At 72.7% G+C, this 11,663-nt stretch carries 15 protein-coding genes and 1 pseudogene; 3 read left to right on the top strand and 13 right to left on the bottom strand.

Annotated elements, in window-relative coordinates; genetic code table 11:
• Nucleotides 1-279: 279 nt before the first annotated feature.
• The 9 genes and pseudogenes from AB0J68_RS15890 to AB0J68_RS15850 all read right to left on the bottom strand — a co-directional run bounded on the left by AB0J68_RS15890 (nt 280) and on the right by AB0J68_RS15850 (nt 6,117).
• The gene (locus AB0J68_RS15890; RefSeq protein ID WP_354858052.1) at nt 280-633 is read right to left on the bottom strand and encodes a gas vesicle protein K; all 354 of its coding nucleotides are present in this window, start codon (nt 631-633) and stop codon (nt 280-282) included.
• Nucleotides 630-842, bottom strand: a complete 213-nt coding sequence (locus AB0J68_RS15885) for a gas vesicle protein (RefSeq protein WP_354858054.1) — start codon at nt 840-842, stop codon at nt 630-632. Before AB0J68_RS15885 ends, AB0J68_RS15890 begins: the two co-directional genes overlap by 4 nt.
• Nucleotides 839-1,582 carry a GvpL/GvpF family gas vesicle protein gene (locus AB0J68_RS15880; protein ID WP_363939084.1) on the bottom strand — a complete coding sequence of 248 codons (744 nt, stop codon included), beginning with the start codon at nt 1,580-1,582 and terminating at the stop codon, nt 839-841. The genes AB0J68_RS15885 and AB0J68_RS15880 overlap by 4 nt, the downstream gene beginning before the upstream one ends.
• Before the next feature lie 2 nt (nt 1,583-1,584).
• Nucleotides 1,585-2,340, bottom strand: a complete 756-nt coding sequence (locus tag AB0J68_RS15875; RefSeq protein WP_363939083.1) for a GvpL/GvpF family gas vesicle protein — start codon at nt 2,338-2,340, stop codon at nt 1,585-1,587.
• Nucleotides 2,341-2,488: 148 nt separating this feature from the next.
• Nucleotides 2,489-2,704: pseudogene (gene gvpJ / locus AB0J68_RS15870) on the bottom strand (gas vesicle protein GvpJ); the annotation flags it as partial.
• Nucleotides 2,701-3,918 carry an SRPBCC family protein gene (locus AB0J68_RS15865; protein ID WP_363939087.1) on the bottom strand — a complete coding sequence of 406 codons (1,218 nt, stop codon included), beginning with the start codon at nt 3,916-3,918 and terminating at the stop codon, nt 2,701-2,703. The pseudogene gvpJ and the gene AB0J68_RS15865, both read right to left, overlap by 4 nt.
• Before the next feature lie 2 nt (nt 3,919-3,920).
• Complete coding sequence (locus AB0J68_RS15860; RefSeq protein WP_363939082.1) at nt 3,921-4,367, bottom strand: hypothetical protein; 447 nt, start codon at nt 4,365-4,367, stop codon at nt 3,921-3,923.
• 277 nt (nt 4,368-4,644) lie between these two features.
• Entirely contained in the window at nt 4,645-5,154 is a 510-nt protein-coding gene (locus AB0J68_RS15855; protein WP_354858066.1) for a GNAT family N-acetyltransferase, read from the bottom strand.
• A gap of 117 nt (nt 5,155-5,271) precedes the next feature.
• Entirely contained in the window at nt 5,272-6,117 is an 846-nt protein-coding gene (locus AB0J68_RS15850) for a hypothetical protein (protein ID WP_363939080.1), read from the bottom strand.
• 255 nt (nt 6,118-6,372) lie between these two features.
• Between AB0J68_RS15850 and AB0J68_RS15845 the strand changes: the two genes are divergently transcribed.
• Nucleotides 6,373-6,588 (top strand): hypothetical protein, encoded by a 216-nt coding sequence (locus AB0J68_RS15845; protein WP_234583345.1) that lies wholly within the window; start codon nt 6,373-6,375, stop codon nt 6,586-6,588.
• Nucleotides 6,589-6,599: 11 nt separating this feature from the next.
• On the opposite strand, the gene AB0J68_RS15840 is transcribed toward AB0J68_RS15845, so the two are convergent.
• From AB0J68_RS15840 to AB0J68_RS15825, 4 genes are all read right to left on the bottom strand, one after another.
• Entirely contained in the window at nt 6,600-7,022 is a 423-nt protein-coding gene (locus tag AB0J68_RS15840) for a DUF3263 domain-containing protein (RefSeq protein ID WP_354858068.1), read from the bottom strand.
• A 113-nt stretch (nt 7,023-7,135) separates the two neighbouring features.
• Nucleotides 7,136-8,155 (bottom strand): ABC transporter permease subunit, encoded by a 1,020-nt coding sequence (locus AB0J68_RS15835; protein WP_363939078.1) that lies wholly within the window; start codon nt 8,153-8,155, stop codon nt 7,136-7,138.
• Nucleotides 8,152-9,162 (bottom strand): ATP-binding cassette domain-containing protein, encoded by a 1,011-nt coding sequence (locus AB0J68_RS15830; protein ID WP_363939077.1) that lies wholly within the window; start codon nt 9,160-9,162, stop codon nt 8,152-8,154. Before AB0J68_RS15830 ends, AB0J68_RS15835 begins: the two co-directional genes overlap by 4 nt.
• 120 nt (nt 9,163-9,282) lie before the next feature.
• Nucleotides 9,283-10,068, bottom strand: coding sequence for a DeoR/GlpR family DNA-binding transcription regulator (locus tag AB0J68_RS15825; RefSeq protein WP_007465896.1), 786 nt, complete (start codon nt 10,066-10,068; stop codon nt 9,283-9,285).
• Nucleotides 10,069-10,269: 201 nt separating this feature from the next.
• On the opposite strand from AB0J68_RS15825, the gene AB0J68_RS15820 reads away from it, so the two are divergent.
• Nucleotides 10,270-11,199 carry a sugar isomerase gene (locus tag AB0J68_RS15820; RefSeq protein WP_355135685.1) on the top strand — a complete coding sequence of 310 codons (930 nt, stop codon included), beginning with the start codon at nt 10,270-10,272 and terminating at the stop codon, nt 11,197-11,199.
• Nucleotides 11,200-11,314: 115 nt separating this feature from the next.
• A partial coding sequence (locus AB0J68_RS15815; RefSeq protein ID WP_363939085.1) for an ROK family protein occupies nt 11,315-11,663 on the top strand: 349 nt, incomplete at its 3' end.

Below are 11,663 nucleotides of genomic sequence, written 5' to 3'. Positions count from 1 at the left end.
GTTGGGTGGGGCGCTCAGTCCCGGCCGGCGGCGTACGCGGCGATGCGGGAATCCCTGGCCGCCGCCACGGTCACCGCCGCGCACGTGGCGGTCGCCCGGGAACGGGTCCGGCCGTCGCTCGACCCGGCCCAGGTCGCCTGGCTCGCCGCGTACGCCGCCGGCCGGGACTGAGCGCCCCACCCAACCTTTTGTCGTACCCGGCGCGTTACCAGAGCGGCACATTCCTCAGTGGAGAGATCCACTCGACGACAGGCGGTGTTCCTCACCGTCCGGTACGGGTCAGTCCGTGGGGAGGAGCGGGCCGAGCGGGCCGAGGTCCAGGTTCAGGTCCTCCGGGGCCAGACCGAAGTGCTCACGCAGCCCCACCATCTGCTCCTCCAACGCCATCAGGGTGACTCCGATGCGCTCGACCTGCTCCCCGGTGAGGTCGCCGAGGTCGACCCGGCGCAGCGCCTGCCGCTCCATGAGCTGGCGCAGCAGCTCGACGACGGTGAGCACCAGGCTGGCCAGCCCCCGCTCGACCGAGTCGCGGTCCACCGCGATCCGGCGGTCCAGCGGCGTGACCCGGGGTGGCTGCCACGACTGCGCGCCGAGCGCGGCGGCCAACTCGCCCGCGTCGTCCCGGCCGGTCATCCGACGTCCTCCGGTAGTGCCAGCGCGCCGACCGACGCGACCAGCGCCCGCAACGAGATCCGGACCAGGTCGACGTCGGCGATGGACAACGTGATGTCGCCGCTGATCACCACGCCGGTGGCGAGCACCCGGTCGAGGAGGTCGACCAGGGCGACCGGCCGGTAGGCCAGCGGACCGTCCGCGCTGCTCGGCGCGAGGGCGGCGGTCACCGCGACCCCCGACCGGCGCCGGCGGGCTCCGGCCGTTCCGCCACGAAGGAGTACGCCGGCCACGGCCCGGTCAGCTCCAGCCGGAGGCCCGGATGACGGGAACCCAACGAGCCGACCAGGTCGGTGAAGCAAGGCAGCGTCGCGGTGTCGACGAGGTACGCACCGTTGAGCGCCATCGGTGTGGGCACGCCGGAGAGCCGCCGGTCCTGTGGGGCGTGCCGGCGGCCCGCCACGGCCACCTCGCACAGGGCGACGTGCACGGCGTCCGCGGCGGCGCTCGCCACCTGCTGGTGTTCCTCGCGGGCGGTCAACTGGGCACGCCTGCGGCGCAGGTACGCCGTCCCCACCCCGCCGCTGCCCGCCCCGGCGACGCTCGGCACGGGCGCCCCCGGCACCAGGTAGCCCTTGACGCCCCACTCGCCGCGCCCGGTCAATCGGGCCAGCGTGGCGAACAGCTCGGCCCGCCGGGCCGCGAGCGACGCGGCGACCCGCCCGTCGTCGGTGTGCACTGTGGCGAGTCGGGCCGGCACCACCGGACCCTGTCGGGCGAGGGCCTCGACCACGGCATCGGCGCTGAGCTCGCCGGCCGCCACGGCGGCGTCCAACTCCTCCAGCTCGCGCCGGACGTTGACCGGGTTGCGCTGACGCGACTCGGCCTCCCGGGCCACCACCTTGACCACGGCGGTCAACCCGCGCACCGGGGCGTACGGCAGGGTCAGCAGCGCCCAGAGCAGGTCCACCGTCAGCCCGCCAACTGGTGGGCGTCGACGAAGTCGTACGGGGCGAGCGGCCCGAGCAGCCGCAGCCGCAGCAGGCCCCGACGGTCCTGCGCGTACGCCTGGAGCACCTCGATGAGGGCGTCCTCCCGGTCGGTGTCCACCAGCAGGGCCGCGTGGGCCGCGTCCATCTCGTGGGTGGGCGGGCGCAGTTGCGTGGAGACCACGTACTCGGCCGTGACGTCGAGCAGCCGCCGGTTCTCCGCCTCGCGGCGCAACTCGACGGCCTGGCTGATCAGCTCCCCCAGCCGGATGCGGGGCTCCCGGCTGACCGCCTCGGCACGCCCCCGCACCTGGTCGGCGAGCCCGGCGGCGGTCGGATTCTCGTCGAGAATGGCGCGCAGCAACGCCCGCTCCTCGAAGCGGCCCTGCACCACGTACTGCACCCGGCCCTCGAACTCGGCGAGCGCCGCGGCGAACCGGTCGTGGTGCGGCCGGATCAGGTCGAGCGCCGCGTCCGGGCCGGTGACGACGGTGCCGAACCGCACCGGCAGCACCGGCGCCACGACCGCCGTCCCGTCCAGCAGTTCCTGGTACGCCCGCAGGTCCGCCGCCCGGCCCAGCGGCGCGTCCAGCGGCACCTCGCTGACCAGGGCCGCGAGGTCACCGTGCCGGATGACGGTCACCTCGCCGGGCGGGTCACCCACCCCCGCCGCGTCGGGCGTCGCCTCCACGTCCGCCGGCACCAGCCCGTAGATGAACAGTCCGGTCTCGTCCGCCATGTCAGCTCCTCCCGAGGTCCCGCACGGTGCCGGTGGCGTCGTCGGTGAGCCCCCGCACCGAACCGGTGACGTCCCGGACCGCGCCGGTGACACCACCGACGAGGCCGGCCAGCCCTTCGCCCTCATCCAGGGCGAGGTCGAGCCGGTCGACCGCCTCGGCGAACCGCAGGTACGTCTCGATGCTCGCCACCGTCACCCGGGCGTTGATCTCCACGAGGGGGATCCCGATGACCCCGACCGTCACCTGCGCGTCGATCACGATGCCCTTGTCGAGCACCGTCTCCACGACGTCGGCGAGCCCGCCGGCGGAGCCCACACGTTCCAGGGCTCCGCCGACGGCGTCACCGCCGGAGGCGAGCGTCACTCGCCCTCCTCCCGGCGGCGGCGCACCACGGGTCGGCGCGGCGGCTCCGCTCCCCGGCGGACCGGCGGCCGGGGCCGCTGCGGCTCCTCGCGTGGCTGAGGTCGGCGGGCCCGCTCCGGGGCACGACGACGGGGTGGTGGTGGCGGCTCCTCATCGGGCTCGTCCGCGTACCCCTCGTCGTAGCCGTCCTCGTACGCCTCGTACTCCTCGTCGTACTCCGGCTCGGCCGGTCGCCGGGGTGGCGGCTGACGCAGCCGCCCGCCGGGCCGGCGGCGCGGCTCCTCCTCGGGCGGTTCCTCCTCGGCATACTCCTCGTCCTCCGGCTCGGTCGGGGCCTCGCCGCCCCGTTCCCGGCCGCGCTCCCGCCGCTCCCGCTCCTCGCGCAGACCGGTCTCGTGGTCCTTGACCACCTGGGAGTCGCGGATCTCGCCGCGCCAGCCCTGGACCTGATCCGGGTCGAGCGCCACCTCGGTCATGACGTGCCGGACGAAGTGCTTCAACTCCAGCCGTACCCGCCGGCCCTGGGCCCGCCACAGGTTGCCGGTGTGCTCGAAGAGGCCCTGCGGGTGGTACTCCAGCACCACCAGGATGCGGGTCAGATCGGGGGTGATCTCGTGGAAGCTGACGGTGCCGTCGACCGAGCCCTTCTCGCCCTTCGAGCGCCAGTGGATGAGCCGGTCCGGCACCTGGCGGATGATCGTCGACTCCCACGTCCGGTGCGACCAGAAGACCTGCGCCTTCCAGGTCATCTTCTCGGCCGAGTCGTTCTCCGCCTGCTCGACCTTCTTCATGAAGCTCGGGAAGTCGCCGAACTGCGTCCACTGGTTGTACGCGGCCCGCACCGGGACACCGACCTCGATCGTCTCGACGATGTTGGTGACCTTCTGCTTCTTGCCGCCCTTACCGCCCTTGCCGCCCACGCGGCCGAGAGCCGACATCACCTTCTCCTTACCGCCGGCCACCCCGGCATGCACCATCGCCTTCACCGGTGAGCCGCCCTCGGCCAGCTTCTGCGCGCCGGTGGCGGCGGCGATCAGGCCCGGCCCTCCGCCCTGGCGCGCGTACTCGCTCAGGCGGCCGGTCGCGCCGGTGATCCGCTCCGTCACCACGCTCATCGCCCGGTCGCCGATCGCCCCGGCCAGGTTGCGCACCTCGTCGGCCAACTGGCCCCGGAGCTTGTCGCCGAGGCCGCCCGGACTGGTGTCTCCCGCCATGGTCACCGCCCCCGTCGCTGCCCGGCCGCGTCGTTCCGGTCGCTCGTCGCGCCGCGATCGGCGCTCTGGTTGCCGTTGCCGCCCTGGTTGCCGTCGCCGCTGCGGTTGCCGTCGCCGCTGCTGTTGCCGCTCTGGTCGCCGGTGCGGCGGCGCAGCGCGTCGGCGGAGCCGCGCAGCCGGCCGGTGAGCGCGTCGACGCCGCTGCCGGCCGCGGCGGTCGCGGCGGATCGACCGGCGTTGACCAGCGGCCCGCCGAGCCGACTCAGGTTGCTCAGCTGCGGGGACGACTGCAGGAGGTCACCACCCCGTTTCAGCAGACCGCCCGGGTCGCGGCTCGCCCGGCCGGCGGCCACCGCCGCGGCCAGAGTCAGCGCGGTACGCAGTTTGCGGCGACGGCCCAGCAGGTAGCCGAAGCCCACTGCCAGCCCGATTCGTGTTCCGGTCTTCATCAGGTCTCCCTCGCTCCCCGGTGGGTCCGGGACGTCTGCCGCGCGGGGGCCGGAGAAGGGCTACCGGGGAATAGCGCGCGCCACGCCCTCGATCAGACGTCCCGTATCTGCGGACCCGGCGGGCAGTACCCGGGGGAATTGCCACGAAACCGCTGCGACAATTTCCGTCGGCACTGCGCAGAGACATTCGGAAGAACGACGCCCAACGACACGGACAGGACGTTCAGACGATCCTGAGCAGGTGATACGCCAAGAAAGACAAAGGGGTAGAGCCGATTCAGAGAGCGGGAGGCGTCGAATCGAGGCAGATTTCGGCGTGCACCTTTCCGCCGTCCTCGCGCAGTTTCGCACCGCATTTTTCGAGAACGGCGACCGCGCCGACATTGTCCGACGTCGTGTCGGCGACCACGGCTCGCATACCGGCGCGGGCGGCGAGGTTGAGCAGTTCCCGCAGGGCGGCCGCGCCGACTCCCTGCCCGCGCGCCGAGAGGCCGAGCCACATTCCGGTCTCCACAGTGCCCGGCTCGTCACAGCGCGTCATCCGGATCATGCCCACCACCTCGCCGCCGACGAGGATCGCGTACATCTGTGAGCCGGTCGGGCCGTCCAGGCCGGCGAAGCTCGCCCGGTGGAACTCACGGAACGCCTCCCGGCGGGCGAGCGACCAGCCAGCGGGAGCCTCGACCGGAGGCATCACCTCGCCTGGCTCGGCCTCGGCAGCCGCTACGGAGAGCAATGGCTCCAGATTCCGCTCGTCCACCGGCTCCAGCCGGACCGCACCCGCCACGTGCCGCAGTCTGCCGGCCTCATCGGCCGAAGTCCACCCCATTGGACATCCACTGGCGGTCCGGCTACCGGTACCGGCCGGTCGGGCGGTCAGGGTGTTTCTCCTCACGCTCCGTCGTCATCTGGCCGACGGCCCGACCGATCCGAACTCGCAGAACACCACCGAGGCGTCGTCGGTGGGCTTGTGCCGGCGCAGCCGGTCGGGATGATCGCGCTCAGCGTCCCGGACCCGAACCAGCAGCGCGGCCGGCCCCTCGACGCTGAGCAGGTCCAGCAGGCCCGCCCAGTCGGTCAGCCCGAACTGCTCGACCGCGCTGGACGCGCCGTCGCTGAGCAGCGCGGCCCGGCGCAGGGCCGCCGGGCCTTGCCGGAGCGCTGTCCCGGTCACCGCGTGGAAGGCCGCGTCCGGGTCGGCGGCAGCGACCCAGTAGCCGTGGGTGCGGTTCATCCGCTCCCGTTGGACGCTCACCGCGTGCCGGAACCGCGTGACCGGGTCCGCCGCGCCGGCCGGCACGGTCGCGACCGTCTGCCGCAGGTCGGCCATCGCCGTGTCCAGCCGGTCGTCGTTCACCACGCTGACCTGCCCGCCGACGTCCAGCACCAACGGGCTGTCGCAGAGGACCAGGTAGTCCACCTGGTCGCCGCAGTCGCGCAGCAGGCAGACGGTGCTGGACGGGGTGCCCGGATGATCGAGGTCGCACTGCCCACCGTGATCGGCGCGCACGGCGAGGATGGCCGCGGCCAGGTTGCTCGTCAGGCGGGCCGCCGGACGGGCCGCCTCGGCCACACCGAGCCGGGCGGCCAGGTGTCGGACGTACCACTCCGGCCCATGGACGCAGCCGGTGTCGAAGCCGTCCGGCACGGTCGCGCCGTCCAGGACACCGACCAGCGGGCCGAACTGGAAGACCAGGTCCTCGTTGACCGACCGGCCCGGGGCCGGCGCGGACGCGGAGCGTACCCGCATCACCGGCGTGGCCGCCTCGGCATGGCACCCCTCATAGCCTGCTCCCTCCATCGGCCCGTGGCCCGCGTGACGTCGACCGGGACGATAACCCGCGTACCCCTCCGCCCCGGCTGCATTCCTGCCGTATCCGGTATCGCGGCAACCCGGTTCGCCGGCGGCGGCCCGGCGGTAGCGTGACAACGTCTGGCCTTCGAGTTGCGCTTCCGCAGGTGGGAACGCGAGTCGGGGTCGTCCGTCGCGACAGGGGGATCGCAGATGTTGAAGCGGTTGCACGAATCGGGGCTCAAGGCGGAACACATGTACATGGCCGGCTTCGCCAGCATCGGCCTGTCGTTCACCAGCTGGTTCCTCTCCAGGCACCTGGAGCGGGCGGGTGTGGCACGCGCGGACCGGTGGGGCATCTTCATCGGCGAGTGGGCACCGACGTTCTTCGCCATCGGCAACGGCCTGCAGGGGTACGAGAAGAAGTAGGGCCGGCGGGGTCAGCGACGGCGGTTGCGGGCGCGCGACGAGCGCAGCCGGCGGAGCCGGCCGATCAGCACGGGGTCGGCGGCGAGCGCCGCCGGATTGTCCAGCAGCCCGTTGAGCAGTTGGTAGTACCGGGTCGAGGAGACGCCGAAGGTGTCCCGCACGGCCTGCTCCTTGGCGCCGGCGTGCCGCCACCACTGCTGCTCGAAGGCGAGGATGGCCCGTTCGCGTGTGGTCAGGCCCGCGGGGGGCGCGGCCGGTTCGGCGGCCGTCTCGTCGTCCGGCGGTTCGGCGTCGGCCGGCGTGGCGTCGTCGGTGCTCTCGACGGGCGGCGCCGGCCGGGGGGTCGGGACGCTCGGCGCGACACCGCCGGCCGTCGCGCCCGGACGAGCGTCGGTGGACGGCTCGGGAGCGGTCGGGGCGGCGTCGGCGGGCATGACGTTCAGCCTAGCCAGGGCCGACCACTGTCGCAGCAGCCGGCACGGCCGGCTCCGTACGTCGGAAACACCCGACGGTGGGGCCGGCCGCGCCGTTGACTCCCTGGCGTCGATCAGGAGATGTCGCGTCGACGCATCGTCCAGAGCGCCGCTCCGAGGATCACCACGAGCCCGATCGAGAACAGTACGGAGGACTGCTGCCAGGTGATGTCCATGGTGTCCGGCTTGCACTCCCCGGAGTAGGTGGCGTTGCAGGCGTTCCAGTCCTGCAGTGTCACCTTCTTGGTCATCCAGGCCAGCGCGTACGTGGGCAGCAGCCACGCCTCGGCGAACTTCACGCTGGCCATCGACAGGAGGATGCCCAGGCCGAACTGGCCGACCACCATGAGCGCCACGACACCACCGAGGGCCATCGCGGTGTGCCGGCCCAGCGAGGCCAGCGCGAAGCCGATGGTGGTGAGCACCAGCACCAGTGCCACGCCGCGTACCCCGGTCAGGGCGAACGACTGCCAGGCGCCCGAGGTCATCTTCTCGGTGCTGCCCCGGAAGCTGGCCACCGCCCAGAACCCGGCGAACCACAGCACCGCGGCGGGCAGCGTCACCGCCAGGATGCCGGTGAGCAGCGCGGCCAGCTTGGTGAGCAGTACGGTAAGCCGCTTCGGCCGCCAGAGCAGCAGGTTCATCATGCCGCCGGTGCTCCACTCGGCGCCGACGAAGGAGGCGCCGACGACGAACCCGACCAGGGCGAGGATCGCCGCGAACGGGACCAGCGTCTCGTCGAACGTCTTGCGGAAATTGAACGTCGAGGGCAGGAACCACTCCGCCTGGATCTGGTCCCGCGACGGCGGCGTGATCATCGAGCAGTCGTCGGGGTAGCGGCCGCCGTCGTTCGGCGTGCCGGCCGTCTTGGCCTGCTCGCAGTTGACCCGCTCCTGCTCGCTCCAGCGGATCTGCTCCTGGTACTGCTGGTCGGCCTGACGCTCGGCCTTGGCGAGCTGACCGGCGTCGATCTTCTGGTTGGTGAAGAAGACACCGACCACGACCGCGGCCAGCACCAGCAGGCCGAGCAGCGTCATGTAGCGGGTGAAGCGCCGCTTGGCCAGCCGGCGCAGCTCCGTCCGAAAGAGGCTCACGCGCCCCACCCTCCCGCGGTGGCGCCGGGCTGACCCGTCCCACCAACCTTCATGGACTCGTCGACCTGGCGGTGCTGGCCGGGGACCGGCGCGGTGGCGGTCAGTTCGAGGAAGACGCTCTCCAGATCGACCGCGATCGGGGCCAGCTCGCTGACGTACAGGTTGTGCTCGGCGAGCAGCCGGGTCACCGTGGCCGGCTTGTCGACGCCGGTCAGCATCAGGTGGTCCGGGTGCCCGGCGACCTTGACCCCGGCCCGGGTGAGGGCCTCGGCGGCCGTCGGCAGGTCGCTGACCGCCTCCAGGCGGACCCGGACCGCGCCGGACGAGTGCTGGGCGAGCACCTCGTCGACCGGGCCGAAGGCGACCCGGCGGCCGAGCGAGATGATGGTGACCGAGTCGCAGATCAGCTGGATCTCGCCGAGGATGTGGCTGGACAGCAGCACGGTCATCCCGGATTCGGCGAGTGTCCGCATCAGCGTGCGCATCTCCCGGATGCCGCCCGGGTCGAGGCCGTTGGCAGGCTCGTCGAGGATGAGCAGCGTCGGGTTCTTCAGCAGGGCGGACGCGACGGCGAGCCGCTGCTTCATGCCCAGCGAGTACGTCTTGACGCGCTCGCCCGCGCGGTCGCGCAGCCCGACCAGCTCCAGCACCTCGTCGACCCGCGTGGCGGGCACCTCGCCGGCCCCGGCCAGCAGGGACAGCGTGTCCCGTGCCGAGAAATGCGGGAAGAACTGCGGGCTCTCCACGATGGCGCCGACGTGGCCGGCGACGGTGGGCAGCGCGGCGGGAACCTCGTGCCCGAGCAGCGTCATCCGGCCGCCGTCGGGCCGGATGAGGCCGAGCAGCGTACGCAGCGTGGTGGTCTTGCCGGACCCGTTGGGGCCCAGGAAGCCGTGCACCTGCCCCGCGTCGACCCGCATGTCGAAGCCGTCGAGCGCGTTGCGGGTGCCGCGTCGACGACTCTTGTACGTCTTACGTAGACCTTCGATCTCCAGGACAGCTGGCAAGCTGCACCTCCCCCGATGGTGGGCGTGACAGCCGACACCATACGCGGTATGCAGCGCCGCGCAATACCCGGTATGCATCGACACGCCGATCGATGCGTTTTACCGACGGAGAGTTACCGATCAGGCGCAGACGACCTGCACGCCGGCCGCCCGGAAGGCGTCCACCACCTCCGGGTCCGCCCCGGAGTCGGTCACCAGCGTCTCGACCCGCTCGACCGGGCAGATCCGGGCGAAGGCATGACCGCCCAACTTGGACGAGTCCGCGATTATCACGACCCGCTTCGCGCGGGCCACCATCAGGTTGTTCATGGCCGCCTCACCCTCGTGGTGGGCGGCGGCGCCGAGCTGCGGGTCGATCGCGTCCACGCCGAGCAACGCGACATCCAGGGTGACCTCACGCAGCAGCGCACCGCCCAGCGGGCCGACCAGCTCGAACGACTTCGGGCGCACCACCCCGCCGGCCACCACCACCTTCATCCGCGACCGCACGAGCAGCTCGTTGGCGATGTTCAGCGCGTTGGTCACCACGGTGAGCTGGGCACCCTCGGCGCTGGTGTTCAGGTCCGGCCGCACGGCGAGGGCCCGGGCCACCTCCGTGCTGGTGGTGCCGCCGTTCAGGCCGACCACGGTGCCGGGCGTGACGAGCGCCGCGGCGGCGGCGCCGATCCGCTGCTTCTCGGCCGAGTGCTTGGCCGTCTTGTAGCGCAGCGGCAGGTCGTACGAGACGCCGTTGGCGACCGCGCCGCCCCGGGTCCTGGTGATCATCTGCTGCTGGGCGAGCTGGTCGAAGTCGCGCCGGATGGTGGCCTGGGAGACGTCCAGCCGCTCGGCGGCCGCCTCGACGCTGACCCGGCCGTTGTCGGTCAGCATCTCCAGCAGGGCGTTCCATCTGGCGTACCGGTCCACCTCGGGGGCCCTCCCAGTGACTGCACGATCGGTGATTGATTGCGTGCACACTAGTGCGCGAAACTAGCCTGGCGCAAAAGCTGTTCTGCGCGATCGGCCGGTCGGTTGCCACGGCCACCCCGCTTCGCGCAGAATAACGCGCGAAATACGGGTGTAACGAGCCGTATTGCGCAGACAGGTCGGCCCGGCGAGGAGTTTCCCATGGCGTACGTGGACGCGGAGATCGCGAGCCAGCCCGACTGCTGGCGGGAGGCCGCCGAGCTGTCCCGCGTCGTGCGCGGCGACCTTCCCCGCCCCGGCGAGCGGGTCGCCGTCGTCGGTTGCGGCACGTCGTGGTTCATGGCGATGGCGTACGCCGCCCGCCGCGAGCAGGCCGGCCAGGGCGAGACCGACGCGTTCCAGGCGTCCGAGTTCCCCGCCGGCCGCCACTACGACCGGCTGATCGCGATCACCCGCTCCGGCACCACCACCGAGGTGCTGGATCTGCTCGCCGCGCTGCGCGGGCGTACACCCACCACCGTCATCGTCGGCGACCCGGCCGCGCCGGCGGTCGACCTGGCCACCGCCGCGGTGACCATGCCGTTCGCCGACGAGCGGTCGGTGGTGCAGACCCGTTTCGCGACGACCGCGCTTGCCCTGCTCCGGGCGCACCTCGGCGACCCGGTGACCGCGCTCGCCGCCGACGCCGAGGTGGCGGTGCGCTCCCCGCTGCCGATCGACCCGGCCACCATCGGGCAGGCCACCTTCCTCGGTCGGGGCTGGACGGTCGGCCTCGCCCAGGAGGCCGCCCTGAAGTGCCGCGAGGCGGCCACCTTCTGGGCCGAGGCGTACCCGGCGATGGACTACCGACACGGCCCCATCTCGATCGCCGCGCCCGGCCGGCTCGTCTGGGCGTTCGGCGAGCTGCCCGACGGGCTGCCCGAGGACGTGGCCGCCACCGGCGCGGCCTTCGTGCACAGCCGTACGCACGGCTGGCGCACGGTGCTCGGCAGTTGGTCTGCCGGTCGTACGCCGGTGGACCCGATGGCCGACCTGATCCTGGCCCAGCGCTTCGCGGTCGCGCTGGCGACCAGCCGGGGCCTCGACCCGGACGCGCCCCGACACCTCAGCCGGTCCGTGGTGCTGGCGTGAGCGCGAGGAGTGAGCCGGGGTTGCGAGCCCCGCAGTCGCGAACCGAGCCTGCACCGTGAGCGGTGCGGTGAGCGACGACCGGGTGGTCGTGGCGCTGGACGTCGGCGGCACCGGCATGAAGTGCGCCCTGGTCCGGCCGGACGGCGTCGCCGTACGCACCGAGCGGCACCCCACCGACGCCGCGCGCGGCCCGGCCGCCGTGATCGACACCATCCTCGACGTGGCCGACGGGCTGATCGGCAAGGCCCGAGCCGACGGCCTCACCCCGGTCGCGATCGGCATCGCCGTCCCCGGAGTGGTGGACGAGGCACGCGGGGTCGCGGTCTGGTCGGCGAACGTGGGCTTCCGGGACGTACCGCTGCGGGACCTGGCGGTGACGCGGCTCGGGCTGCCCACCGCCCTCGGCCACGACGTGCGCGTCGGTGGTCTCGCCGAGGCCCGGCTCGGCGCCGGGCGCGACGCCC

It is taken from the genome of Micromonospora sp. NPDC049580 (genome assembly GCF_040675595.1).
Lineage (GTDB): Bacteria > Actinomycetota > Actinomycetes > Mycobacteriales > Micromonosporaceae > Micromonospora.
The sequence above is the reverse complement of the archived record's forward strand: the minus strand, read 5'-3'. Positions and strand labels throughout refer to the sequence as shown.